This window comes from Streptomyces sp. B21-105, assembly GCF_036898465.1.
Lineage (GTDB): Bacteria > Actinomycetota > Actinomycetes > Streptomycetales > Streptomycetaceae > Streptomyces.
This window is the reverse complement of the sequence record NZ_JARUMJ010000001.1, coordinates 8,688,942-8,715,057: the sequence shown is the minus strand read 5'-3', so window position 1 is coordinate 8,715,057 and position 26,116 is coordinate 8,688,942. Positions and strand designations below refer to the sequence as shown.

15 protein-coding genes and 1 pseudogene are annotated in these 26,116 nt (G+C 71.6%); 8 read left to right on the top strand and 8 right to left on the bottom strand.

Annotation, left to right across the window (positions count from 1 at the left end):
* Positions 1-69: 69 nt before the first annotated feature.
* The 3 genes from QA802_RS38960 to QA802_RS38950 all read right to left on the bottom strand — a co-directional run bounded on the left by QA802_RS38960 (position 70) and on the right by QA802_RS38950 (position 3,277).
* Complete coding sequence (locus tag QA802_RS38960; RefSeq protein WP_334533180.1) at positions 70-918, bottom strand: PP2C family protein-serine/threonine phosphatase; 849 nt, start codon at positions 916-918, stop codon at positions 70-72.
* A gap of 428 nt (positions 919-1,346) precedes the next feature.
* A complete protein-coding gene (pgm, locus tag QA802_RS38955) occupies positions 1,347-2,987 on the bottom strand; it encodes a phosphoglucomutase (alpha-D-glucose-1,6-bisphosphate-dependent) (RefSeq protein ID WP_334533177.1) in 1,641 nt (546 codons plus the stop codon).
* A gap of 113 nt (positions 2,988-3,100) precedes the next feature.
* On the bottom strand, positions 3,101-3,277 hold the full coding sequence (locus QA802_RS38950) for a hypothetical protein (protein ID WP_334533175.1): 177 nt from the start codon (positions 3,275-3,277) through the stop codon (positions 3,101-3,103).
* 233 nt (positions 3,278-3,510) lie between these two features.
* On the opposite strand from QA802_RS38950, the gene QA802_RS38945 reads away from it, so the two are divergent.
* Positions 3,511-4,164 (top strand): lysophospholipid acyltransferase family protein, encoded by a 654-nt coding sequence (locus QA802_RS38945; RefSeq protein WP_334533173.1) that lies wholly within the window; start codon positions 3,511-3,513, stop codon positions 4,162-4,164.
* 181 nt (positions 4,165-4,345) lie between these two features.
* Here the strand turns inward: QA802_RS38945 and QA802_RS38940 are convergent, their stop codons facing one another.
* The gene (locus tag QA802_RS38940) at positions 4,346-5,338 is read right to left on the bottom strand and encodes a LacI family DNA-binding transcriptional regulator (protein WP_443042242.1); all 993 of its coding nucleotides are present in this window, start codon (positions 5,336-5,338) and stop codon (positions 4,346-4,348) included.
* A gap of 292 nt (positions 5,339-5,630) precedes the next feature.
* On the opposite strand from QA802_RS38940, the gene QA802_RS38935 reads away from it, so the two are divergent.
* The 5 genes from QA802_RS38935 to QA802_RS38915 all read left to right on the top strand — a co-directional run bounded on the left by QA802_RS38935 (position 5,631) and on the right by QA802_RS38915 (position 13,355).
* The gene (locus QA802_RS38935) at positions 5,631-6,557 is read left to right on the top strand and encodes a carbohydrate ABC transporter permease (RefSeq protein ID WP_334533169.1); all 927 of its coding nucleotides are present in this window, start codon (positions 5,631-5,633) and stop codon (positions 6,555-6,557) included.
* Between the two features lie 4 nt (positions 6,558-6,561).
* Positions 6,562-7,485: a carbohydrate ABC transporter permease gene (locus QA802_RS38930; RefSeq protein WP_334533167.1), complete on the top strand. Its 924-nt coding sequence runs from the start codon at positions 6,562-6,564 to the stop codon at positions 7,483-7,485.
* 89 nt (positions 7,486-7,574) lie between these two features.
* Positions 7,575-8,912, top strand: a complete 1,338-nt coding sequence (locus QA802_RS38925) for an ABC transporter substrate-binding protein (RefSeq protein ID WP_334533164.1) — start codon at positions 7,575-7,577, stop codon at positions 8,910-8,912.
* 148 nt (positions 8,913-9,060) lie between these two features.
* A complete protein-coding gene (locus tag QA802_RS38920) occupies positions 9,061-11,106 on the top strand; it encodes a beta-galactosidase (RefSeq protein ID WP_334533161.1) in 2,046 nt (681 codons plus the stop codon).
* Positions 11,107-11,327: 221 nt separating this feature from the next.
* Positions 11,328-13,355 carry a glycoside hydrolase gene (locus QA802_RS38915; protein ID WP_334533159.1) on the top strand — a complete coding sequence of 676 codons (2,028 nt, stop codon included), beginning with the start codon at positions 11,328-11,330 and terminating at the stop codon, positions 13,353-13,355.
* A gap of 116 nt (positions 13,356-13,471) precedes the next feature.
* Here the strand turns inward: QA802_RS38915 and QA802_RS38910 are convergent.
* Positions 13,472-13,612, bottom strand: a pseudogene (locus QA802_RS38910) (STM4011 family radical SAM protein); the annotation flags it as partial.
* 223 nt (positions 13,613-13,835) lie between these two features.
* Positions 13,836-14,573 carry an FAD binding domain-containing protein gene (locus QA802_RS38905; protein ID WP_334533156.1) on the bottom strand — a complete coding sequence of 246 codons (738 nt, stop codon included), beginning with the start codon at positions 14,571-14,573 and terminating at the stop codon, positions 13,836-13,838.
* A gap of 176 nt (positions 14,574-14,749) precedes the next feature.
* Between QA802_RS38905 and QA802_RS38900 the strand changes: the two genes are divergently transcribed.
* Positions 14,750-15,676 (top strand): GNAT family N-acetyltransferase, encoded by a 927-nt coding sequence (locus QA802_RS38900; RefSeq protein ID WP_334533153.1) that lies wholly within the window; start codon positions 14,750-14,752, stop codon positions 15,674-15,676.
* 151 nt (positions 15,677-15,827) lie between these two features.
* On the opposite strand, the gene QA802_RS38895 is transcribed toward QA802_RS38900, so the two are convergent.
* Complete coding sequence (locus tag QA802_RS38895; RefSeq protein WP_334533151.1) at positions 15,828-19,202, bottom strand: pyruvate carboxylase; 3,375 nt, start codon at positions 19,200-19,202, stop codon at positions 15,828-15,830.
* A 700-nt stretch (positions 19,203-19,902) separates the two neighbouring features.
* Here QA802_RS38895 and QA802_RS38890 point away from each other — a divergent pair.
* Positions 19,903-25,080, top strand: a complete 5,178-nt coding sequence (locus tag QA802_RS38890; RefSeq protein WP_334533149.1) for a family 43 glycosylhydrolase — start codon at positions 19,903-19,905, stop codon at positions 25,078-25,080.
* 548 nt (positions 25,081-25,628) lie between these two features.
* Here the strand turns inward: QA802_RS38890 and QA802_RS38885 are convergent.
* Positions 25,629-26,108 carry a hypothetical protein gene (locus tag QA802_RS38885; protein WP_334533146.1) on the bottom strand — a complete coding sequence of 160 codons (480 nt, stop codon included), beginning with the start codon at positions 26,106-26,108 and terminating at the stop codon, positions 25,629-25,631.
* Positions 26,109-26,116 lie beyond the last annotated feature (8 nt).

Below are 26,116 nucleotides of genomic sequence, written 5' to 3'. Positions count from 1 at the left end.
CGGCACACTGTCGGCGAGGCGAGCGCCCCCGCCTCCCTTCCGTCGGCTGAGGCCTGCCCGCCGTCCGGCCTACGGCTGAACGCGGGGCACTTCCGGCGCCCCCAGCCCGTCGTGTCCCACCACCAGCACCGCCGCGTCGTCCTCGTGTCCGACCCGCTCGGCGCGCTTGATCACCGCGGCGGCGAGCGCGTCCGCCTCCATCTGCGCGACGGCTGCTATGCCCGCGAGCCGTACGACCTGGTCGAGGCCCTCCTCGACGCTCAGCGTCGGTCCTTCGACCACACCGTCCGTGAGGAGGACGAACACTCCGCCCTTGGTGAGCCGGTAGCGGGTGACGGGATAGTCCGAACCCTCCTGGACCCCCAGCGGCGGTCCGCCCTCGTCCTCGGCGACGCCGGACTTGCCGTCCGCGGTGGCCCACACGCACGGGATGTGCCCGGCCCGGGCGCTCTCGAGCACTCCGGTGGCGGGATCGAGCCGCATGAACGTGCAGGTGGCGAAGAGGTCGCTGCCGAGGGAGAGCAGCAGGTCGTTGGTCCGGGCGAGCAGCTCGCCCGGCTCGCCGGTCACGGAGGCGAGGGCCCGCAGTCCGGCCCGGACCTGACCCATGAAGGCGGTCGCCTCTATGTTGTGGCCCTGGACGTCGCCGATGGACAGGCCGACGCGCCCGTCGGGCATGGTGAACGCGTCGTACCAGTCGCCGCCCACGTTGAGGCCGTGGCAGGCGGGCGCGTACTGCACGGCCAGCCGGAATCCGGGGCCGGTGGGCAGGTCCCGGGGCAGCATGCCGCGCTGGAGGGCGAGGGCCAGCTCGACGCGTGAGCGTTGCTGCTCCGCGCGCTCACGCGCCTGGGCGGTCAGCGAACCGAGCCTGGCCAGCAGCTCGTCGCCGTCGTCCGTGGTGCGCTTGCGGGACATGATCACTCCGGCGGGACGGCAGCTCGTCGGGAGGACGGCCCTGTCGGGCAAACCTCAGATTTTACCTTTAGAGGATGATACCGGCCCTGAGGTGGGGCCCGACAGGCACACCGCGCAGGAGTGGGCCCGCCGAGCCCGGCGCAGCCGCCCGCCGCCGCGGAAAACCGACGCACGCGACAGCGGGAGCGCCGACGGACGCGGCCCCGGACGCGGGAGGAGGCGCGCAGGCAGGCGCGGGCACGGGTGCGAGCGCCGGCACAGGCGCGGGCGCGGCACAGGCGCGGGCGCGGCACAGGCGCGGGCGCGGCACAGGCGCGGCACGGAAGCAGGCGCGCAGGCAGGCGCGGGCACGGTGCGAGCGTCGCCACGGGCGCGGGAGCCCCGGCAAGCGCGCCGGTCACCGACCCCCCGCGCCCCGCCGCCGCTGCTCAGCCGCCCAGTGCCGCGTCGACCACGTCCTTGGCCTCCTCCTGGACCCGGCGCAGGTGGTCGGGGCCGAGGAAGGACTCGGCGTAGATCTTGTAGACGTCCTCGGTCCCCGACGGGCGGGCCGCGAACCAGGCGTTCTCGGTGGTCACCTTGATGCCGCCGATGGACGCGCCGTTGCCGGGCGCCTCGGTGAGCACGCCGGTGACCGCCTCGCCGGCCAGAGAGTCGGCGGCGACCTGGGCGGGCGACAGCCTGCCGAGCAGCGCCTTCTCCTCCCGGGTGGCCGGGGCGTCGATGCGGGCGTAGGCGGGAGCGCCGAAGCGGTCGGTGAGCGCGGCGTAGTGCTCGGAAGGGGTCTTGCCGGTCACCGCCGTGATCTCGGAGGCCAGCAGGGCGAGGATGAGGCCGTCCTTGTCGGTCGTCCAGACGGAGCCGTCGCGGCGCAGGAAGGACGCGCCCGCGGACTCCTCTCCGCCGAAGCCGAGTGAACCGTCCACCAGGCCGTCCACGAACCACTTGAAGCCGACGGGCACCTCGACCAGCCGGCGTCCGAGGTCGCCGGCGACGCGGTCGATCATGGAGGACGACACCAGCGTCTTGCCGATGCCCGCACTCGCGGGCCACTGCTCGCGGTGCGCGTAGAGGTAGGCGATGGCCGCGGCCAGATAGTGGTTGGGGTTCATCAGGCCCGCGTCGGGGGTGACGATCCCGTGCCGGTCGGCGTCCGCGTCGTTGCCTGTGGCGATGTCGAAGCGGTCGCGGCGGCCGATGAGGGAGGCCATCGCGTACGGCGACGAGCAGTCCATGCGGATCTTGCCGTCCCAGTCCAGCGTCATGAATCGCCAGGTCGGGTCGGTGAGCGGATTGACCACGGTGAGGTCGAGGCGGTGCTGCTCGGCGATCCTGCCCCAGTAGGCGACCGAGGCCCCGCCCAGCGGGTCGGCGCCGATGCGCACGCCGGCGGCGCGGATCGCGTCCAGGTCGAGGACGCCGGGCAGATCGGCGACGTACGCGCCGAGGAAGTCGTACCGCTGCGTCGTGGGTGCGGCGAGGGCCCGCGTGTAGGGGACGCGCCGGACGTCCTTCAGGCCGGCGCCGATGATCTCGTTGGCCCGGTCCTGGATCCAGGAGGTGGCGTCGGAGCCCGCGGGCCCGCCGCTCGGCGGGTTGTACTTGAAGCCGCCGTCGGCGGGCGGGTTGTGCGAGGGGGTGACCACGACGCCGTCGGCGAGAGCGGCGGTGCGCCCCCGGTTGTGGGTCAGGATGGCGTGCGAGACGGCGGGCGTGGGCGTGTAGCCGTCGGCGCTGTCGATGAGCACGGTCACGCCGTTCGCCGCGAACACCTCGAGAGCGGTGACCCGGGCCGGCTCCGACAGGGCGTGGCTGTCGGCGCCGAGGAAGAGGGGACCGTCGGTGCCCTGCGCGGCCCGGTACTCGCAGATGGCCTGGCTGGTGGCCGCGATGTGGTCCTCGTTGAACGCGGTGTTCAGCGACGACCCGCGGTGCCCGGAGGTGCCGAACGTTACGCGCTGCGCCGGATCGGCCGGGTCGGGGTGCAGCGCGTAGTACGCGGTGACCAGCCGGGCGACGTCGACGAGATCCTCGGGGCCGGCCGCCTGGCCCGCTCGCTCGTGCTGCATGTGCCCGCTCCTCCACATCGGTTGACCATTGACCTGCGGCCCCATCTTCCCTCGTGGGAGCGGCTGTCCGCGAGTACGGGCCGGCTTTTCCCGCGGGTCGCCGGGCGGCGCGCTCAGCGTCGGCGGCCGCGCACCGACCAGCCGCTGCCGATGCCCGCGACGTGAAGGGCGAGCGCGGTCAGGCCGAGGAGCATGACGTTGGTGGAGGTGAAGGTGTCGTTGGTGGAGATGTCCGCCGCGTTGATCAGGAAGGCGATGAAGAACAGCACTGCCGAGACGATGGCGAGCACGGGGTCCGTCCTTTCGGGGTGGGGCCCGCCTCCCGGGCGAGCCGCTGCTGTGCGGATGCCCCCGACGGGGCGCTGAACACCGGTGATTCCGTGCGGTGTTCGGCTGTTGCCGGGAGACGTTCGGCTGATTCCGGGAGGCGTTCGGCGCAGGGATCTGAGTAGCGGTACTCAGGCGCGGCCGGCCGGGACCCACGACACTGAGGCTCCGACCGCCCCTACGGAGAGGCACCCTCGTGTTCAGCCGTGCCGTCATCGCCCTGACGCCGCTCTTCGGGCGGCTCACCGTCACCAGCGAGATCAAGCTGCGGCTGCCCGCGGGCAGCATCTTCGTGGCCAACCACGACTCCCTCGCCGACCCCGCCGTCGTCATGGCCGCCCTGCGGCGGTTCGAACTGGAGCCGGTGGTCATGGCGACCGCGGGGCTGTGGCGCGTACCGCTGCTCGGCCGGGCGCTGTCCCGGGCGGGGCACATCCCGGTACACCGCCGCACGGCGCACGCGGCGCTGGCTCTCGACGCCGCCGCGGAGGCGCTGGCGGGCGGGCGACACGTGCTGCTGTACGGCGAGGGCGGGCTGCCGCGCCGCAGGGACGCCGCGGCGACCGCGCCCGAACCGTTCCGCACCGGGCTGGCCCGGCTGGCGCAGGCGACCGGCGCCCTGGTGGTGCCGGTGGGCCACGCGGGTGCCCGGCGCATCGCCTCCGGCTCGGCCGCGAAGCAGCTGGCGGGCACGTTGACGGCGCCGGTGCGGCGCCCGCACTGCCACGTCCACCTGGGCGCGCCGCTGCGGCTGCCCGCGGAGACGGAGCGCGGTACGACGGCCGCCCGGCTCGCCGTCACGACGGCCTGGCGCACCGCGGCCCGGGCCGTGGGCGAGCACCCGAGGTGATGACCGGTGACCAGAGACTCCCGGACGCGGACCGCGTGCGCGCACCCGAGGTGACCGGAGGCTCCCGGACGCCGGCCCCCCAGTCGTCTTGCGCGCCGTGTTGTCGTAGAGCCGCCGTGCTCTGCGCGGACGACCGCACAGCCCCCTTGCCCCGGGACGGCGCGGTCGGCGCCGCCCGGTGTCAGTCCGACCCGGGCGGCGGGGCCGTGCTCTGCCGGTGCACGAGCCGCGTCGGCACGAGCGTGGTGCCGTGTTCGGCGCCGTCCGGGCGCATCTTGCGCAGCACGGCCCGGACGCACAGCCGGCCCACCTCGGCGAAGTCCTGGTGCAGGGTGGTGAGCGGGGGCAGGAAGGAGCTCGCCTCGGGGATGTCGTCGAAACCGATGACGCTGACGTCCTCGGGCACCCGGCGGCCGCTTTCGTGCAGGGCGCGCAGCAGACCCAGGGCCATCTGGTCGTTGGCCGCGAAGACGGCCGTGCACTCCCCATGGGCCGCGAGTTCGAGGCCGGCCCGGTAGCCGGACTCCGCCGACCAGTCGCCGCGGACCAGGGGCGGGGCCGGGCGGCCCGCCTCGGTGAGGGCGGCGCGCCAGGCGTCCGCGCGGCGTTGCGCGGCGAACGAGCCCTCGGGCCCGCCGAGGTGCCAGACGGTGCGGTGGCCGAGGTCGAGGAGGTGCTGGACGGCGGTGCGGGTGCCGCCGGCCTGGTCGGTGTCGACGACGGTGTAGTGGTCGCCGGCGTCGGAGTCCACCACGACGACCTGGACGTGCGGCGGGAGTTTGACGGTCGCCGCGTCGAGCAGGTGCACCTCCATGATGACGATCACCGCGTCGACGGCCAGTTCCTCCAGCCGGGAGAAGGCGCCGCGCACCTCGTCGGAGGTGGGCACGGCCACCGGGAGCAGCGTCACCGCGTAGCCCTCTTCGGCGGCCGAGGTGGCGATCGCCTCCAGGGTGCGCACATTGCCGGTGGTGGACAGCGTGAACGTGATGACGCCTATGGTGCGGAACTCCCCGCGCTTGAGGGCCCGGGCGGCGCTGTTGGGCCGGTAGCCGAGTTCCTTCATGGCCTCGAGCACCTGCCGCCGGGTCCCCTCGTTCACCCCGGCATACCCGTTGGAGACCCGGGACACCGTCTGCGAGGACACCCCCGCGAGCCGCGCGACGTCCGCCATGGAGGCCGTGGCCCGCGGCCGCCGTGACCCTCTCGCCGGTGTTCTTTCGGCCATGTCCACCCCGTGTGCCCACCTCTCTGTCGGCTCAGCTGTCACAGTCTCCCCGGAGGGCCCTTGACCATCGTTATCGGGGCAGTGTAAACATGCCGCCATCAGATGTTTACGTAAACATAACAGCTTGTACAGCCCCCTTGCGTGGCTGATGTTTACGCAAACATCATGGTGGCGGTGAGGCGACCGGAAATCTCCGCGCATCACCGCCGGTTCCAGGACTGGACGAGCGAGGAACTACATGACGACGCTGCAACCGCCGGTGGCCGCCGAGCCGCGGCCGGCACCGCCTCCGGCGAAACGGGACCGCCGCTCCTGGACCGGGTGGGGTTTCCTCGGTCCGTTCGTGGCCGTGTTCGCGCTGGTCTTCCTGGCCCCGATCGTGTACTCGATCTACCTCAGCCTCTTCCGGAACCAGCTCATCGGCGGAAACCGGTTCGTCGGCCTGGACAACTACACCCGGGCCCTGCAGGACGACGCCTTCTGGGGCGCCGTCGGCCGGGTGGCGCTCTTCCTGGCCGTCCAGGTGCCGCTCATGCTCGGCATCGCCCTGCTGGTGGCGCTGGCGCTGGACAGCGGCCGGCTGTACGGCAAGAGCTTCTTCCGGATCACGATCTTCCTCCCGTACGCCGTGCCCGCCGTGGTCGCCACCCTGATGTGGGGCTTCATGTACGGCACCAAGTACGGCCTGGTGGGCGACATCAACTCCGCTTTCGGTGTCACGCTGCCCGACCTGCTCTCCCCCGGCTGGGTGCTCGCCTCCATCGGCAACATCGTGACCTGGGAGTTCGTCGGGTACAACATGCTGATCTTCTACTCGGCGCTGCGCGTCGTCCCGACCTCGCTGTACGAGGCGGCGGAGATCGACGGCGCCGGGCAGTGGCGGATCATCCGCTCGATCAAGCTGCCCGCGATCCGGGGAGCGATCGTCATCGCCACGATCTTCTCCATCATCGGCAGCTTCCAGCTCTTCAACGAGCCGAGCATCCTGCGTCCACTGGCGCTGAACTCCATCACCACGGACTTCACGCCGAACTTCTACACGTACTCGCTGTCGTTCAACGGCCAGCAGCACAACTACTCCGCGACGGTGGCCATCATCATGGGCGTCATCACGATGATCGTCGCCTACGCCGTCCAGCTGCGCGGCATGCGTAAGGAAGCGTGACCCGATGAGCACCTCTGTCACCGCCTCCCCCGCGAAGAGCGCCGCGCCCGGACTGCGCACCCCCCGTAAGAAGCACACCCCCGGCAAGCCGAGGCGCAACGTGCTGCTGACGGTGCTGATGGCCCTGATGGTCCTCTACACCGTGGTGCCGCTGATCTGGCTGGTCATCAACTCGACGAAGACCCAGGCCGGCCTGGCCGACTCAGGCGGCCTCTGGTTCGCCCACGACTTCGCCCTGTGGGACAACGTCCGGGACACCTTCACCTACCACGACGGCATCTTCGGCCGCTGGCTGCTGAACACCCTGCTGTACGTGGGGCTCGGCGCGGGCGGCGCGACGCTGCTGGCCGTGCTCGGCGGGTACGCGCTGGCGAAGTTCCAGTTCCCCGGCAGGCGCGCCGTGTTCGCCGTGGTGATCGGCGCGGTGGCCGTGCCGGGTACGGCGCTGGCGGTGCCCACCTTCCTGATGTTCAGCAAGATGGGGCTGACCGACACCCCGTGGGCGGTCATCATCCCGTCGCTGGTGTCGCCGTTCGGCCTCTATCTGATGTGGGTGTTCGCCGCCGAGGCGATCCCGACCGAGCTGCTGGAGGCGGCCCGGATGGACGGGGCGAGCGAGGTGCGGACCTTCTTCCAGGTGGCGCTGCCGCTGCTGGCCCCCGGGATCGTGACCGTCCTGCTGTTCACCACGGTCGCCACCTGGAACAACTACTTCCTCCCCCTGATCATGCTGAAGGACCCCGACTGGTACCCGCTGACGCTGGGTCTGAGCGCCTGGAGCTCCCAGGCGCAGACCATCGGCGGTGACGTGATCTTCAACCTGGTGATCACGGGGTCCCTGCTGACGATCCTTCCGCTGATCGCCGCCTTCCTGTTCCTCCAGAAGTACTGGCAGTCCGGCCTCGCCGCCGGAAGCGTCAAGGAGTGACGTGGACGGCCCCCACAAGCCCCACATTTAAGCCTTACCAGCACCACCCCCACCCTCACCTGTCCCACCCACGAAGAAGTGGAAGCCCCATGCGCAGAACAACGAGCCGCATCCTGCGCGGCATCGCCCTCGTCTCCACCCTGGCCCTGGGCGTCACCGCCTGCGGCGGCTCGGACGACGACTCCGACACCAAGGCCGTCTCCGCCGGCGACCTCCAGGCAGCCCTGGACAAGGGCGGCGACATCACGGTCTGGGCGTGGGAGCCCACCCTGAAGACCGTGGCCGCCGACTTCCAGAAGAAGTACCCCAAGGTCAAGGTCAACCTGGTCAGCGAGCGCTCCGGCGACAAGCACTACACCGCGCTGTCCAACGCGATCTCGGCCGGCAAGGGCGTCCCGGACGTCGCCCAGGTCGAGTACTTCGCGCTCGGCCAGTACTCCCTCACCAAGGGCCTGACCGACCTGGCCCCCTACGGCGCCGACAAGCTGGCGTCGAAGTACACGCCGGGCCCGTGGAACGCGGTCAGCGACGGCGACAAGGTCTACGGCCTGCCGATGGACTCGGGTCCGATGGCGCTGTTCTACAACAAGACGGTCTTCGACAAGTACAAGATCGCCGTCCCCACCACCTGGGACGAGTACCTGGACGCGGCCCGCAAGCTCCACAAGGCCGACCCGAAGGCGTACATCACCAGCGACCTCGGTGACGCGGGCCTCACCACCTCCCTGCTGTGGCAGGCCGGTTCGCGCCCCTACAAGGTCGACGGCACCAAGCTCGGCGTCAACTTCGACGACGCGGGCGCCAAGAAGTTCGAGACGGTCTGGCAGCAGCTGATCAGCGAGAAGCTGCTCGCCCCGGTCAACGGCTGGACCGACGACTGGTACAAGGGCCTGGGCGACGGCACCATCGCCACCCTGGCCACCGGCGCCTGGATGCCCGCCAACTTCAGCACCGGCGTGCCGAACGCCAAGGGCCAGTGGCGCGCGGCGCCGATGCCGGCCTGGACCAAGGGCGACAAGGCGAGCGCGGAGAACGGCGGCAGCTCGCTGGCCGTCCCGTCGCTGGCCAAGAACAAGGAACTCGCCTACGCCTTCACCGAGTACGCCAACTCCGGCGCCGGTGTCGCCACCCGCGTCAGCGAGGGCGCCTTCCCCGCCACCAAGGCGGAGCTCGAGTCGCCCGCGTTCCAGAGCAAGAAGTTCGACTACTTCGACGGCCAGGAGGCGAACAAGATCTTCGCCGACTCCGCCGCGAACGTGGCGAGCGACTGGTCGTACCTCCCGTTCCAGCCGTACGCCAACTCGATCTTCAACGACACGGTCGGCAAGGCGTACGTCTCCAGCACCAAGCTGGCGGACGGCCTGAAGGCCTGGCAGAACGCCTCGGTCAAGTACGGCGAGGAGCAGGGCTTCACCATCGAGAAGTAGTCGACACCTGAAGCCGCCGGCAGCGGAAGCAGTCGGCACAGCACCAGCACAGCAGTAGACGCCGGGCGGCGCGGCACCCGGGCCGCGCCGCCCCCGTGCACCGCCTTCGGGCCACCCCCGTGCACCGCCTGCCTTCGGAAGGACCGCCATGATCTCCACCCTCCAGTCCCGCATGCTGCGCGGGGCGGACGGTGACCCCGCTCCGCGTCTGGCCTACGGCGCCGACTACAACCCCGAGCAGTGGCCCCGGGACGTGTGGGAGGAGGACGTCCGGCTGATGCGGGAGGCCGGCGTCACCGTCGTCTCCGTGGGGATCTTCTCCTGGGCCCGCATCCAGCCGGGCCCGGACACCTGGGACTTCGGCTGGCTCGACGAGGTCATGGATTTGCTGCACGCGGGCGGGATCGGCGTCGACCTGGCCACCGCCACCGCGTCCCCGCCGCCGTGGCTGACCACCGCCCACCCCGAGATCCTGCCGGTCACGGCGAACGGCGAGACCCTGTGGCCGGGGGCGCGCCAGCACTGGCGGCCCACCTCGCCGGTCTTCCGCGAGCACGCCCTGCGGCTGGTCCGGGAGATCGCCGGACGTTACAAGGACCACCCGGCCCTCGTCGCCTGGCACGTCTCCAACGAGCTGGGCTGCCACAACGTCTACGACCACTCCGACGACGCCGCCCGCGCCTTCCGGGTCTGGCTGCGCGCCCGCTACGGCAGCCTCGACGCGCTCAACCACGCCTGGGGAACGGCGTTCTGGTCGCAGCGCTACAGCGACTGGGAGCAGATCCTGCCGCCCCGGCTGGCCGCCTCGCACCCCAACCCGACCCAGCAGCTGGACTTCAAGCGGTTCTCCTCGGACGCGCTCAAGGACCACCTGGTCGCCGAGCGGGAGATCCTGCGCGAGATCACCCCCGAGATCCCCGTCACCACCAACTTCATGGTGATGGGCGGCACCAAGGGCATGGACTACCCGGACTGGGCGAGCGAGATCGACTTCGTCTCCAACGACCACTACGTGCACCCCGGCCCGCAGGACCGCGACGAGCTGTCGTTCTCCGCGAACCTCGTCAGCGGCATCGCGGGCGGCCGGCCGTGGTTCCTGATGGAGCACTCCACCAGCGCGGTCAACTGGCAGCCCGTCAACGTGGCGAAGCGGCCCGGCGACCTGGCCCGTGACTCGCTGCTGCACGTGGCGCACGGCGCGGACGCGGTGTGCTTCTTCCAGTGGCGGCAGTCCGCGGCGGGCGCCGAGAAGTACCACTCGGCGATGGTTCCGCACGCCGGCCCCGACAGCGACCTCTTCCGCGCGGTCGCCGACCTCGGCGCCCAGCTCAAGACGCTGGCCCCGGTGGCGGGTTCGGAGCGCGAACCGGCCGCTGTCGGCATCCTCTACGACTGGCAGTCGTGGTGGGCGAGCGAGCAGGACTCGCACCCCACGGCCCTGCTGGACTACCGGCAGGAGGCGCTCGACTGGTACTCGGCCCTGCTCGCCCTCGGCGTGCGCGCCGACCTCGTCACCACCAGCGCCGACCTCTCCCGGCACCAGGTGCTCGTCGCGCCCGTGCTGCACGTCGTCCCCGCCGAGCTCGCCAAGGAGCTCACGCGGTACGCCGAGCAGGGCGGCCACCTCGTCACCACGTACTTCTCCGGGATCGTCGACGAGAACGACCACGTGTGGCTCGGCGGCTACCCGGGCGCCCTGCGCGACCTGCTCGGCGTGCGCATCGAGGAGTTCGGCCCGCTGCTCGCCGGGGAGAGCGTGGAGCTGGACGACTCCACCTGGGGCACCCTGTGGACGGACCGGATCACCGTGACCGACGACGACACCGAGGTGCTGGCGCACTACCGCACCGGAGTGCACGCCGGCCGCCCCGCCGTCACCCGGCGGTCCACCGGCACCGGCTCCGCCTCGTACGTCTCCACCCGGCTCGGCGTCGACGGGCTCCGCTCGCTGCTGCCGAGGCTGCTGGAGCCGGCCGGCGTCGGCAGCGAACTCCCCGCCGACGTGCGGGGCAAGGTCGAGCTGACCGTCCGCCGCGGCGCCGGGGAACGGTTCCTGTTCCTCGTCAACCGGACCGACGCGACGGTGCCGGTGGCCGGGCTGGAGGGAGAGATCCTGATCGGCTCCGGCGGCACGGACGGCGCGCCGGTGCTCGGCCCGCGGGACGTCGCCGTCCTGCGACAGCCCGCGCGCTAGGGCGGGTCTCCGGAAGGGTTCACCGGCTCGGCGAACCCTTCCGGTCACGGCGCCGGGCGGCACACCCCGCGCAGCCCGCCGTCGTCACCGCACCCGCAATCCGCCAACACACACGACTCCCCGGCACGGCACGGCATGCGCCCGAGGCCGGGGGCCATCCCCTGCCGCCCGCGCGGCGGCCGGGGCCCACCACAGCGACCGCACCGCAGTTGGGAGCACAGATGGCACGCCGTATCCGCAGCGGACGGACCCTCGGGGCCGCCGCACTCACCGCACTGGCCACCGGGGCCGCGCTTCTCAGCGTTCCCGTGCAGGCGCACGCCGAGGCCGCCGTCACCGTGACGCCGGACCCGTCGTACCAGCAGGAGAAGTTCGAGGGCTGGGGCACCAGCCTGGTCTGGTTCGCGAACGCCACCGGCGACTACCCGCCGGCGGTCCGCGAGAAGCTCGCCAAGCTGCTCTTCGGCGACGACGGGCTCGCGCTGAACATCGCCCGCTACAACATCGGCGGCGGCAACGCGCCGGACGTGAAGGACTACCTGCGCGCGGGCGGCGCAGTCGAGGGCTGGTGGAAGGCGCCCGCGGGCACCACCCGCGAGGACACCGACTGGTGGAGCGCGGACGACCCGGCGGACTGGAACAAGAACGCCGACGCCACCCAGCGCTGGTGGGTCGACCGCATCAAGAAGGACATCACCCACTGGGAGACGTTCAGCAACTCCCCGCCGTGGTTCATGACGGAAAGCGGTTACGTCTCGGGCGGGTTCAACGCCAACACCGACCAGCTGAAGGCCGACTCGGTCGACGACTTCGCAGCGTACATCGCGGGCGCGACCAAGCGGCTGGAGAAGGCCGAGGGCATCAAGGTCGACACCGTCGACCCGTTCAACGAGCCCAACACCGGCTACTGGGGCACCCGTCTCGACGCGAACGGCCAACCGGTCGGCGGCCGCCAGGAGGGCGCCCACATCGGTCCCGCGCTCCAGGAGAAGGTGCTCGCCGCGCTGGCGCCCGCGCTGAAGAAGGCGAAGACCAAGGCGAAGATATCGGCGATGGACGAGACCAACCCGTCCATCTTCGCGACGAACTGGAACTCCTACTCGCAGGCCTCCAAGGACCTCGTGGACCAGATGAACGTCCACACCTACGGCACCGGCCAGCGCACCACCGTCCGCGACCTCGCCAAGGCCGCCGACAAGCCGCTGTGGATGAGCGAGGTCGAGGGCGACTGGGGCGACGGGCAGAGCTTCACCGATATGCGTCCGGGCCTCGGGCTCGCCCAGCAGATGGTGAACGACCTGCGTGAACTGGAGCCCAGCGCCTGGGTGTTCTGGCAGCCGGTCGAGGACTACGACAACATGAAGCCGGGCGGCGAATCCGCCAAGGGCGGCAACTGGGGCGAGATCCAGCTCCCGTTCAGCTGCACCAAGTCGGACACCCTGAAGTCGTGCCCGATCTACACGAACACCAAGTTCGACACGGCCCGCAACTTCACGCACTTCATCAAGCCCGGCGACAAGCTCATCAAGGTGGACGACACCTCCAGCGCCGCCGCCGTGACGAAGAACGGCAAGGGCGTCTCCCTCGTCCACGTCAACTCCACCACCGCGGCCCGCACGGTCACCATCGACCTGTCGAAGTTCCGCACCGTCAAGCGGGGCGCGACGGTCACCCCGACCGTGACCAGTGCCGACGGCAAGCTGAAGCAGCAGGCCCCGGTCAAGGTCGTCGACGGCAAGGCCACCTACACCGTCCCCGCCCAGTCCGTGACCTCGTTCGCCGTCAAGGGCGTCTCGGGCGTCGCGAAGAACGCGGGCCTGTTCAGCAAGGGCCACTCGTACACGCTGACCGGCGTGCAGAGCGGCAAGGCGGTGACCGTCGCGGCCAACGGCAAGAGCCTGGTCATCGGGTCGGCCAACGGCAGCACCGCGCAGCAGTGGCAGCTCGACGCACGGCACGGCGACAAGGGCGCGCGCCAGCGGTACGTCTTCGCCAACCCGGCCGAGGGCAAGCGTCTCGCCGTCCGCGACAACGTGCCGGTGGTCGAGCCGGACACCGGCGAGCGGGACCCCGCCACCGAGTGGATCATGTCGACCACCGGTGACAGCACTTGGACGCTGATCAACGTGGCGACCGGACGTCTCCTCGAGGTCGGCGGCCAGGCGACCAACGAGGGCTCGGCCGTCACCACCTGGCAGGCCAACTCCGGCTCCAACCAGCGCTGGAGGGTCACGGACGTGACGCCGTAACGCCTGCGCGTCCGCACATCCGTCAGTCCGTCGTCCCCGCCCGCGTCGCGATCCTCGTGACGCGGGCGGAGTGCTGTGCGGGGCCGGGCCGCTGTGTGGCGGTGCCGAGTGCCACGGGGAGCGGCCGCCGGGATGCGTTCCAGGACGCCGCCGGCGACGACGTCGTACAGCGGCAGCGTCTCCAGGTGGACGTAGCCGATGCGGCAGTCGCAGACGGCGAGCGGACACGCCCGCGGCCGCAGCGCGGCGCGGCACGATAGGCCGTGCCGGGTCCGGGGGCGGGAACCCCCGTGCCGGGCCGGCACGCCACGCGGGCGCCTGCCGCGTTCCCCACGACGGGCGGACGTGGGACGGACGGGCCCCGCGTCGACGGGCGCGCGACGGGCCTGCCGCGTGACGGCCCGGCGAGGGCGTGCGTCCCGGCCGACGGCTCCGCGCGCCCGCCCCGGCGGCACCGGTCTCCCGCGCGGCGCCCGCCCCTCAGCCGGCGGCGCGGGCCAGCACGTCGGCGACCTGGTCGTGTACGGCGTCCCGGGCGTCGGCGGGCAACTCGCCGAGCTCCGTGCCCTCCAGGGCGTGCAACACCTCCCCGGCGCCGGTTCCGGCGCCGGCGCCGGGCTCGTAGGGGGCGTTCCCGCTGAGCACGTCGTAACCGTCGCGGACGGCCACGCGCAGGTGGGCGCGGCCCTCGTCCCCGGCGTGCAGCGCGACGGCGACGACGAGGGGCGGCGCGCCGCCCGCCTCGCCCTCCAGCTTGCGGTAGCCGCTGGCCAGCGGTGTGCGCCAGCGCAGGGCGAGCAGCACGAGGCGTTTGGCCAGCAGCTCGGCCAGGTCGGTCTCGTAGACGCCGTCGGCGGTCAGGACCGTGGCCCGGGCGTCGAGGACGAGGGCGGCGGGGAGCAGACAGCGCAGGGTGCTGCCGACGATGTTGCCGCCGACCGTGGCCGCCCGGCGGACGGCGCCGGTGCCCACCGCGCCGGCCGCCCGGTGCAGCACCTCGGGCACGGTCGCGTCGACGCGGTGCAGCAGCACGGCCCCGCCGAGCTCCTCGGGGCCGACCGCGTTCGCCTCCGGCAGCCGGCGCAGCGACACGGCCTGCTCGGGAAAGCCGTCCCGCTGCCAGCCCGCCCACACCAGCGTGGCTCCGCCGACCGGTACCGCGCCCTCGGCGAGACAGCGCTGCGCTTCGGATACGGAGGAGGGAAGACGCAACTGCACGACGACCGACCTGCCTTCCCGTGGAATCGGCGGGGCGACCGCGTGTCGTCCCCGGCGTGATCAATGGCAGAACGATTCTGCCCAGGCTCACGGGGGCGCATACAGAGCTCATCGCCGCACCGTGCGCCACGGGAAACGTGTTGCGGCCCGGCTTGGCACCCTTGGACCCTGGGCGCATGTTCTCCTTCCTGCGCCCCGCCGCCCTCGCCGACGCTCCGGCGATCGCCGGACTCCTCAATGAGATCGACCTGGTCGAGATCGGCCGTCCCGAGACGGATCTGCACTCCGTCGAGGCGGAGCTGAAGCATCCCGAGGTCGACCTGCGACGGGACTCCTGGCTCGCCCTCGACGGGGACCGGCCGGTGGTCTACGGCCTGTTGTGGGACGAGTCGGGCGGCGAGCGCGTCGACATGGACCACTACGTGCTGCCCGACCGGCAGGAGGCAGGGCTGCTCGTCCTGGCCGCGATGGAGGCGCGGGCGCTGGAGAAGGCCCGGGAGAACGGCGCCGAGCGGGCCGTGGTGCACCTGAACCTCAACGCACGGCCCACGACGGACGTCTCGCTGCTGCGGGGGCGGGGTTGGTCCGTGGTGCGGCGGCATCACGTGCTGCGCCGGGGTCTGGACCGGGCCGCCGACCTGCCGCCCCGGGTGCCCGCCGGGGTGCGGCTGCGGCCCTGCGCCGAGGAGGCGGACCGGCGGCGCGTCCACGAGCTGTTCCAGGCCACGTTCGCCGAGCACTTCGACTTCCACCCGCGCCGCTACGAGCAGTGGCTGCACGACGTGGACGCCGCCGGGCTCGACTGGTCGCTGGTGTGGATCGCCGGCACCCACGACGCCGGGGACTGCGGGTTCCTGATGGCCCGTGACGACCGTGAGGCCATGGGGTGGATACCGGCCATCGGCGTCCTGCGCGAGGCCCGGGGGCGCGGTCTCGCAGGGCTGCTGCTGCGGCACGCGTTCGCGGCGTTCGCCGCCCGGGGGCGGGACACCGTCGGGCTGGGCGTGGACACCTCCAACGCGACCGGCGCGCCCGCGCTGTACGCCCGTCACGGCATGACCCTGCACTACGCCGTGGACACCTGGGAGGCCGTCCTGCGGTGACACGGCCGTGAACACCCGGAAGGCCGCCCCGCGGTGACCACCGCCGCGAACACCCGCAAGGCCCGCGGTGGCCGCGAGCGCGGTGGACAGGGCGGCGGCGGCCGCGGGGCGGCAGGCGGTCGCCGGCGGGTGGGCGCCGGCGACCGTCGCGTCAGCCGACGACGACGAGCAGGTCGCCGCCCTCCACCTGCTGGATGCGGTTGATGGCGAGCCTGCTCACCCGGCCGGCCTTCGGCGCGGTGATCGTGGCCTCCATCTTCATCGCCTCGATGGTGGCGACGGTCGCGCCGGCCTCCACGTCGTCGCCCTCGGCGACCGCCAGGGTGACGACGCCCGCGAACGGGGCCGCGACATGCCCGGGGTCGGTGCGGTCGGCCTTCTCGGTCACGGGGGCGTCGGAGGCGGCCGCCTTGTCGCGGACCTGGATGGGCCGCAGCTGGCCGTTCAGGGTCGACATGACGGTGCGCATACCGCGTTCGTCGGCCTCGCCGACGGCCTGCAGTTCGATCAGCAGACGCACGCCCGGCTCGAGGTCGACGGCGTACTCCTTGGCCTGGCGCAGACCGTAGAAGAAGTCCTTGCTGTCGAGAACGCTGGTGTCGCCGTACGCCTGCCGGTGGGTCTCGAAGTCACGCGTCGGGCCGGGGAAGAGCAGCCGGTTGAGGGTGGCGCGGCGGGTCTTCTCCAGGCCCTCGCGGTCCTCGGCGCTCAGCTCCTGGACCGGCTTGGCCTCGCCGCGGCCCCTCAGGGCCTTGCTGCGGAACGGCTCGGGCCAGCCGCCGGGCGGCGTGCCGAGCTCACCGCGCAGGAAGCCGATGACGGAGTCGGGGATGTCGAAACGGTCCGGCGCCGCCTCGAAGTCGTCGGGGGACACGCCCGCGCCGACGAGGTGCAGGGCGAGGTCGCCGACGACCTTGGACGAGGGAGTGACCTTGACCAGGTGGCCGAGGATGCGGTCGGCGGCCGCATACATCGCCTCGATGTCCTCGAAGCGGTCACCGAGGCCGAGCGCGACGGCCTGGGTGCGCAGGTTGGACAGCTGGCCGCCGGGGATCTCGTGGTGGTAGACGCGCCCCGTCGGGGAGGCGAGGCCGGCCTCGAAGGGGGCGTAGATCCTGCGGACGCCCTCCCAGTACGGCTCGAGGTCGCCGACGGCCTGGAGGTCGAGGCCGGTGGGCCGCTCGGAGTGGTCGGTCGCGGCGACGATCGCCGACAGCGAGGGCTGCGAGGTGGTGCCCGCCATGGAGGCGACGGCGCCGTCGACGGCGTCCGCGCCGGCCTGGATCGCGGCCAGGTAAGTGGCGAGCTGGCCGCCCGCGGTGTCATGGGTGTGCAGGTGCACCGGCAGGTCGAACTCGCGGCGCAGCGCGGAGACGAGCTTGGCGGCGGCCGGGGCGCGCAGCAGGCCGGCCATGTCCTTGACGGCCAGGACATGGGCGCCGGCCTCGACGATCTGCTCGGCGAGACGGAGGTAGTAGTCGAGGGTGTACAGGCGCTCGTTCGGGTCGGACAGGTCGGAGGTGTAGCACAGGGCGACCTCGGCGACCGCCGTGCCCGTCTCCCGTACGGCGTCGATGGCGGGCCGCATCTGGCCGACGTCGTTGAGGGCGTCGAAGATGCGGAAGACGTCGATGCCGGTGGCGGCGGCCTCCTGCACGAACGCGTCGGTGACCTCCGTCGGGTACGGGGTGTAGCCGACGGTGTTGCGGCCGCGCAGCAGCATCTGGAGGCAGATGTTGGGGACGGCCTCGCGCAGGGCCGCCAGCCGCTCCCAGGGGTCCTCGGCGAGGAAGCGCAGCGCGACGTCGTACGTGGCGCCGCCCCAGCACTCCAGGGAGAGCAGGTTCGGCAGGGTGCGGGCGACCAGCGGGGCGGAGGCGAGGAGGTCCTTGGTGCGCACCCGGGTGGCCAGAAGGGACTGGTGGGCGTCGCGGAAGGTGGTGTCGGTGACGCCGATGGTCGGCGACTCGCGCAGCCAGCGGGCGAAGCCCTCGGGGCCGAGGTGGACCAGTCGCTGGCGGGAGCCTGCGGGCGGCTCGCCGCCGGGTGTCGCCGGCAGTTTGGCGACCGGGTCGATCAGGTCGGGCCGGTCGCCGTGCGGCTTGTTCACGGTGACGTCGGCGAGGTAGGTCAGCAGCTTGGTGCCACGGTCGGCCGAGTGGCGCGCCGTGAGCAGGTGCGGGCGCTGTTCGATGAAGGACGTGGTGACCCGTCCGGCCTGGAAGTCGGCGTCGTCCAGGACGGCCTGCAGGAACGGGATGTTGGTGGCGACGCCGCGGATGCGGAACTCGGCGACGGCGCGCCGGGCGCGTCCGATCGCGGTCGGGAAGTCCCGTCCGCGGCAGGTGAGTTTGACCAGCATGGAGTCGAAGTGCGCGCTGATCTCGGTGCCGGCGTGGGTGGTGCCGCCGTCGAGGCGGATGCCGGAGCCGCCCGGGGAGCGGTAGGCGCTGATCCGGCCGGTGTCGGGGCGGAAGCCGTTGGCGGGGTCCTCGGTGGTGATGCGGCACTGCAGGGCCGCGCCGTGCAGGGTGACGGTCTCCTGCGACAGGCCGAGGTCGGCGAGGGTCTCCCCGGCGGCGATGCGCAGCTGGGCCTGGACCAGGTCGACGTCGGTGACCTCCTCGGTCACCGTGTGCTCGACCTGGATGCGGGGGTTCATCTCGATGAAGACGTGGTTGCCGGCGGGGTCGAGGAGGAACTCGACGGTGCCGGCGTTGCGGTAGCCGATCTGCCGGGCGAAGCGGACCGCGTCGGCGCAGATCCGGTCGCGCAGCTCCGGGGCGAGATCGGGCGCGGGCGCCATCTCGATGACCTTCTGGTGGCGGCGCTGGAGGGAGCAGTCGCGCTCGAAGAGGTGGATGACGTTGCCCTCGCCGTCGGCGAGGATCTGAACCTCGATGTGGCGGGGGTCCACGACGGCCTTCTCGAGGAAGACGGTGGGGTCGCCGAACGCGGAGGCCGCCTCGCGGGAGGCAGCCTCGATGGACTCGCGCAGGGCGGCCGGGTTCTCCACCCGGCGCATGCCGCGTCCGCCGCCGCCGGCGACCGCCTTCACGAACACCGGGAAGCCGATCTCCTCTGCGGCCCGGACGAGTTCGTCGACGTCGTTGGAGGGCGCGGACGAGCCGAGCACGGGGACGCCCGCGGCGCGCGCCGCGGCCACCGCGCTCGCCTTGTTGCCGGTCAGCTCGAGGGTGCGGGCGTCGGGGCCCACGAAGGTGATGCCCGCCTCCTCGCAGGCGCGGGCGAGTTCGGGGTTCTCCGAGAGGAACCCGTAGCCGGGGTAGACGGCGTCGGCGCCGGCCCGGCGCGCGGCGCCGACGACCTCCTCCACTGAGAGGTAGGCGCGCACCGGGTGTCCCGGTTCGCCGATCTCGTACGCCTCGTCGGCTTTCAGCCGGTGGAGCGAGTTGCGGTCCTCGTGCGGGAAGACGGCGACCGTGCGCGCGCCCAGCTCGTAGCCGGCGCGGAATGCACGGATCGCGATCTCGCCGCGGTTGGCGACCAGCACCTTGCGGAACATCCTCGACCCCTTCAGCCTGACGGTGACGGACCCATCGTGTCGGTGAGTGACCTTGTTGGCCATGTGAGTCGGGCCACTCATCGCATGTCTCGCTCGATTGGACCGTGCCCCGCGAGACCGCCGGACGGGCCCACCCCGACCGTGACCGGCACACGTCGACCGTGACCGGCGCGCCCCAGCCGACATTGCCTCGCCTCGACATCGGCTGCCACGCCTCCGCCGAGACCGGCTCCCCCGGACCGTTCCCGCCGCAGCGCCGCCGAGACCGGCCGCACCTCGGCCGTGGCCCGGCGCACCTCCGCCGAGATTGCCTCGCCTCGCCCGTGGCTGCCACACCTCCGCCGAGACCGGCGCCTTCCGGCCGTGTACTGATGGAGGAGGCGGGACGGCGGATGGTGTCTCGGCCAGGCGGCCGCCGCGCCGATCCACCCTCCCCCACAGCGTCGGGCACCGGCTCGGCGGAGTCCGGTGGATCGCCTCGGTCCTTCTGGTCGCGAGCGAGAGCCCCGCGGGCCTCGCCGCCCTGGTGGCGGGCGCTGACCGCCCGGCTGCGATCCTCGACTCGACCGTCGGCCCGCTCCCTGGACACAACTCCCACCGTTCGACCTGTCGGACATCGTTCGATACGCCTTGACGCGACCATGCACAACGTTTGACACTCCTGCAACATCACGTCACACGGTTGAAACGGCGGTCCCCCATGGCGCACAGACATCGACTCCGAGGCCGGGCAGGACGGGGGGCAGGACGACTGGCCGCACTGACCGCCGTGTCCCTGATCGCCGGCCTGGCCGTGGCCACGACTCCGGTCCAGGCGACGGAGGCCGCCGATGTCACCGACGGCCTGGCCCTCTGGTACAAATTCGACGCCGCATCCGGCACCACGGTCGCCGACGCCTCCGGCCACGGACTGAACGGCACGGTCAACGGAACCGCCGACTTCTCCTCGTCCGGCCAGGGCCTCTCCTTCAACGGCTCGGACACCTACGTCAAGGTGCCGAACGACGTGATGAAGGGCATGTCGTCGATCAGCGTCGCGATGGACGTGAAGATGGACGCCGCCCAGGCCACGCCGTACTTCCTCTACGGATTCGGCAACACCAGCGGGGGCAACGGGAACGGTTACCTGTTCACCACGGGCAACTCCCTGCGCACCTCGATCGCGACCGGCAACTGGTCGACCGAGCAGAACACCAAGCCCGCCGACTCCCACAACCTGGCCCGCGGCGTGTGGAAGCACCTCACGTACACCCAGTCCGGGACCACCGGCGTGCTGTACGAGGACGGCGTCGAGGTCGCCCGCAACACGTCGGTGACCATCACCCCCGGCGCGATCGGCTCGGGCACGACCACCGCCAACGCCGTCGGCAAGTCCGTCTACTCGGGCGACCGGCTGTTCAAGGGCAACATGCGCGACTTCCGCGTGTACAACCGCGCCCTGGACGCCGGCGAGGTCGAGCAGCTCTCCCTGCCGGTGGCCACCCAGGGCGTCGCGGACGACAAGGCCGCGCTGGACCTCGGCGACACGAGCGCCGTCACCGCCGATCTGACCCTGCCCAAGACCGGCCCGGCCGGCGGCTCCCTCATCACCTGGTCGAGCGACCACACCGACGTGGTGTCCGACGCGGGCAAGGTGACCCGGCCGGCCGCGGGTGAGCCCGACGGCCACGCCACGCTCACCGCGACCCTGAAGAAGGGCTCCGTCTCCGCCACCCGGACCTTCGACGTCACGGTCCTGCCGGCCCTCGACGACAAGGCCGCCACCGAGCAGGCCGCCGAGGCCCTCGCCGTCCACAACCTGGACGACGCCCGCGGCAACCTCACCCTTCCCGCGACGGGCGCGTTCGGCACCACCGTGACCTGGTCCTCCGCCAAGGAGGACGTCGTCTCCGCCGACGGCGTGGTGCACCGCCCCGCGCACGGCGCCGGCGCCACCACGGCCGACCTGACCGCCACCGTCGCCAAGGGCGACGCGAAGACGACCCGCACGTTCACCGCAAAGGTCCCCGAACTCCCCGTGAAGGAAGCCCTCAAGGGCTACATGTTCAGCTACTTCACCGGCGAGGGCACCGCGGACGGCGAGCAGCTCTACGCGGCTCTCAGCAAGGGCAACGACCCGCTGAAGTGGCGGGAGCTGAACGACGGCAAGCCCGTCCTGACCTCCACGCTCGGTGAGAAGGGCCTGCGCGACCCGTTCATCATCCGCTCCCCCGAGGGCGACAAGTTCTACCAGATCGCCACCGACCTCAGGATCTACGGCAACGGCGACTGGGACCGCTCGCAGCGCTCCGGCAGCAAGTCCATCATGGTGTGGGAGTCCACCGACCTCGTGCACTGGACGAACCAGCGCCTGGTGAAGGTCTCCCCGGACAGCGCCGGCAACACCTGGGCGCCGGAGGCGTACTACGACTCCCAGCTCGGCCAGTACGTGGTGTTCTGGGCGTCGAAGCTGTACGACAACGCCTCGCACTCCGGCGACACCTACAACCGGATGATGTACGCCACCACCCGCGACTTCTACACGTTCAGCGAGCCCAAGGTCTGGATCGACCGCGGCTACTCGGTCATCGACTCCACGGTGATCCAGCACGACGGCACGTACTTCCGCCTGTCGAAGGACGAGCGCAACAACTCCTCCTCCACCCCCAACAGCAAGTTCGTCTTCGAGGAGAAGAGCAACTCGCTGCTGAACCTCTCCTGGACCGCGGTCGCCGAGGGCATCGGCAAGGGCGCGATGAACGCGGCCGAGGGGCCGCTGGTGTTCAAGTCCAACACCGAGGAGAAGTGGTACGCCTTCCTCGACGAGTTCGGCGGCCGCGGCTACATCCCGTTCGAGACGAAGGACCTCGCGGGGGGCAACTGGACCCCGTCCACCGGCTACGACCTGCCGTCGAAGCCGCGCCACGGAACGGTGCTGCCGGTCACCCAGGCCGAGTACGACCGGCTGCTGCAGGCCTACCAGCCGGACCAGATCATCACCGGCGTCGAGGACGTGTCGGTGAAGACGCGGATCGGTGAGGCGCCGGTGCTGCCGGCCACCGTGATCGCCACGTACGCGGACGGCGCGAAGCGGCCCGTCACCGTCACCTGGGCGGACATCGACGCCTCGCAGTACGCGCAGGCCGGCTCCTTCGCGGTGAAGGGCGACCTGCCGGGCGACGCGGCCATCGAGGTCCACGCCGACGTCACGGTCTCCGCCGAGGGCCCGGACGTCCCGGCCGACCTGCTCCTGCACTACGGCTTCGACGAGAGCGGCGGCAACATCGTCCGTGACTCCAGCGGCCACGGCTTCCACGGCACCTACGTCCGTACGCCCGCCTTCGGGACCGGCGTCGACGGCGGCTCGTTCAAGATGTCCGGCGGCTCCAGCACCTCCGACTCGCCGTACGTGAAGATTCCGAACGGAGTGCTCAAGAACGTCGACAGCGTCACCGTCTCCACCTACGTCAAGTGGAAGGGCGGCGACAACTTCCAGTGGCTGTTCGGGCTCGGCCCGGACAACAACAAGTACCTTTTCGCCACCCCCTCCAACGGCAGCGGCAAGCTGTTCTCCGCGATCACCAAGGCCACCTGGTCCGGTGAGAAGCAGATGATCGGCGGCGCGCAGCTCACCCCGGGCGAGTGGAAGCACGTCACCGTCACCCTGGACGGCGCGACCCAGACGGCGGTCCTCTACGTGGACGGCGCCGAGGTCGCCCGCGTGAACGGCGTCACCGTCAAGCCGTCCGAGCTGTACGACGCGGCGAAGGACGCCTCGGGCTACATCGGCAAGTCCCTGTACTCCCCGGACCCGTACTTCGCGGGCGAGGTCGACGACTTCCGGATCTACAACCGGGCCCTGACGCCCGCCGAGGTCCTGGAGCTCGCCGGCAACACCACCGGCATCGCCGCGGCGACCCACCCGGCGCTCAAGGTGGACGCGCTGATCAACGACAAGAACAGCACGATCGTCCTGCCGCTGACCGAGGGCAGCGACGTCACCGCTCTGGCACCGCAGTTCACCCTGGCCCACGGCGCGGGCATCAGCCCGGCCTCCGGCACCCTGCGCGACTTCAGCAAGCCGCTGACGTACGAGGTGACCGGCTCCGACGGCGCGAAGCGCACCTGGACGGTGTCCGCCCTGATCATGAAGAGCCCGGTCCTGCCGGGGCTGAACGCCGACCCGAACATCGTCCGCTTCGGCGACACCTTCTACATGTACCCGACCACCGACGGCTTCGAGGGCTGGAGCGGTACACAGTTCAAGGCCTGGTCCTCCACCGACCTGGTGCACTGGACGGACCACGGGGTCATCCTCGACCTGGGTCCCGACGTGAGCTGGGCGGACAGCAGGGCCTGGGCGCCCACCATCGCCGAGAAGAACGGTAAGTACTACTTCTACTTCTGCGCCGACGCCAACATCGGCGTCGCCGTCTCCGACTCCCCCACCGGCCCCTTCAAGGACGCCCTCGGCAAGCCGCTGCTGAAGGCGGGCCAGTTCCCCGGCCAGATGATCGACCCGGCGGCCTTCACCGACGACGACGGCCAGTCGTACCTGTACTTCGGCAACGGCCACGGGTACGTCGTCCCGCTGAACGCCGACATGACCTCGATCGACACCTCGAAGGTCCAGGACATCACCCCGAGCGGCTACAACGAGGGCGCCTTCGTCATCAAGCGCAAGGGCGTCTACTACTTCATGTGGTCGGAGAACGACACCCGGGACGAGAACTACCGGGTCGCCTACGCCACCGGAGACTCGCCCACCGGCCCGTGGACCAAGCAGGGCGTGATCCTGGAGAAGGACGCCTCCCAGGGCATCCTCGGCACCGGGCACCACTCGGTCGTGAATGTGCCCGGCACCGACGACTGGTACATCGCCTACCACCGGTTCGCGATCCCCGGCGGCGACGGCACGCACCGCGAGACCACCGTCGACAAGCTGGAGTTCGACGCCGACAAACTGATCAAGAAGGTCGTGCCCACGCTCACGAGCATCGACCCGGTGGGCGTCGTGCACGCCGGTCCGGACGCCAAGGGCGTGGAGGGCGACCGGATCGCCCTGAACGGCACGCTCTCCGGGGCGGGCAGCCCGAAGTGGACGGCCGAGAAGGGCGCGCCCTGCACGGTCGCCGACCCGACGGCCACCCGGACGACGGTCACCTGCACCGACGACGGCACGTTCACCCTCACCCTGACCGCCGGACGCAGCACCGACACGGCCGTGGTCACGGTGACGAACGCGGCTCCCTCGATCACCTCCGCCACCGGTCCCAAGTCCCCGGTGTCGGTCGGCCGGCCGGCGGTCGTCACCGTCAAGTTCGCCGACGCGGGCGCCCGTGACACGCACACCTGCGTCGTCGACTTCAAGGACGGCAGCAAGCCCGTCAAGGGCGCCGTCACGGCGTCCGACTGCCGGGCCGAGCACACGTACACCTCGGCCGGTCTGCTCCGCCCCGTGGTCACGGTCACCGACGACGACGGCGGCAAGGCCACCACGACGCTGCCCGAACTGGTCGTGTACAACCGGGCCGCCGGCCCGGCGGTCGGCGCGGGTCTGTCCGCGTCCCGCGGCAAGCCGAAGTTCTCCCTGTCGGCCGGCTACCTGCCCGGGGCCTCCGCCCCGGCCGGCGTGGTCACGCTCGATCTGCGGTCGCCTCTCACGAAGTTCCGGTCCGCTCGCCTCGACTGGCTCGTCGTGACCGGCAACCGGGCCGTCGTGGAGGGATCCGGCACGGTCAACGGCAAGAGCGGCTACCGCTTCCGCGTCACCGTCACGGACGGCCCGGACACCTTCCACATCAGGATCTGGAAGACGTCCGACGGGAAGGTCACCTATGACACCGGCATCATGACGAGGGTCGCCGGCGTCATCACGGTCGGACTGCGACACCGCTAGAGAAACGCCTGGCACCTCGTGGTGCCGGACGGTTAGGGTCATGGGCCCCCTGCCACCGCAGGGGGCCCATGACTGTGCAAGGGCCCGCCTGTCCAGGGGACCATGCCCACGCAGGGGGCCCACACCTCTCCAGGGGGACCGCGCATGCCCACGCCCGACGACATCTGGGCCGGGACCGATCTGCCGACCCGGCGGCTGGCCGGGCTCGCGCTCAATCCGTCCACGCCGGTCGACCTCTTGCTGCGGCTGCTGGCGGACGCACCGCTCGCGGTACGGATGGTGCTGTGCCGGGACCGGTTCCTGCCCGACGCCGTCGTGGACGCCGTCGTCGAGCATCCCGACGCGTACACGCGCAGCTTCTTCGCCCGCAACCCCCATGTCGAGCCGCGCACACGGGCACGGCTGCTGACGGACCCGGACTGGATCGTCCGCGCCCACCTCGCCGACGGGCCACGGGTGACCGGTCTCGACGACGTCGCACCACTGCCCGACGACGCAGTCGTGCACATGATCACCACCTACGAGAACGAACTCCTCGGCGGCTTCTTCTACCGGCAGATGTCCGCCGCGTTCGAAAGGTCGATGTCCACGCACCCGGTGGCGAAGGTCCGGCTCTGGGGAACCGGGCCCTGGAGCTCTCTCCCCGCCCGGACGCGGGCCGCCCTGCTGGCCGACCCCGACGACGAGGTGCGGGAGAGAGCCGAGCGCAACGCGCGGGAGGAGGATCCGGCGTGGGTGGAGAGCGTCCTGCCCCCGCACTCCTGCCACGCCCGCACCGACGCCCTGCTCCACCGCGCGCTCAGCAGAGCCGTGGTGGACGGCGTCCTCACCGCCCCGGCCGGCCCCGACGACCGGTCGATGATCGCGAGGAACCCGGTCTTCCGCCCGACGTCGTGGCCCTGCTGTCCCGCGACGCGGATCCGGAGGTCCGGCGGGAGATCGCGGGCCGGCAAGACCTCGAGCCCGCCGAACGCCGGGCCCTCGTCGAGGATGCCGACCCGGGGGTACGCCGGACGATCGCCCGGCACCCCGGCCT

Bases quoted from the DNA above. Each gene is read 5' to 3' on its own strand.
- QA802_RS38920 (WP_334533161.1), top strand. From the start codon at position 9,061: ATGATCTCCACCCTCCAGTCCCGCATGCTGCGCGGGGCGGACGGTGAC.
- QA802_RS38915 (WP_334533159.1), top strand. From the start codon at position 11,328: ATGGCACGCCGTATCCGCAGCGGACGGACCCTCGGGGCCGCCGCACTC.
- QA802_RS38890 (WP_334533149.1), top strand. From the start codon at position 19,903: ATGGCGCACAGACATCGACTCCGAGGCCGGGCAGGACGGGGGGCAGGA.
- QA802_RS38935 (WP_334533169.1), top strand. From the start codon at position 5,631: ATGACGACGCTGCAACCGCCGGTGGCCGCCGAGCCGCGGCCGGCACCG.
- QA802_RS38900 (WP_334533153.1), top strand. From the start codon at position 14,750: ATGTTCTCCTTCCTGCGCCCCGCCGCCCTCGCCGACGCTCCGGCGATC.
- pgm (WP_334533177.1), bottom strand. From the start codon at position 2,987: ATGCAGCACGAGCGAGCGGGCCAGGCGGCCGGCCCCGAGGATCTCGTC.
- QA802_RS38960 (WP_334533180.1), bottom strand. From the start codon at position 918: ATGTCCCGCAAGCGCACCACGGACGACGGCGACGAGCTGCTGGCCAGG.
- QA802_RS38895 (WP_334533151.1), bottom strand. From the start codon at position 19,202: ATGTTCCGCAAGGTGCTGGTCGCCAACCGCGGCGAGATCGCGATCCGT.
- QA802_RS38930 (WP_334533167.1), top strand. From the start codon at position 6,562: ATGAGCACCTCTGTCACCGCCTCCCCCGCGAAGAGCGCCGCGCCCGGA.
- QA802_RS38940 (WP_443042242.1), bottom strand. From the start codon at position 5,338: ATGGCGGACGTCGCGCGGCTCGCGGGGGTGTCCTCGCAGACGGTGTCC.
- QA802_RS38925 (WP_334533164.1), top strand. From the start codon at position 7,575: ATGCGCAGAACAACGAGCCGCATCCTGCGCGGCATCGCCCTCGTCTCC.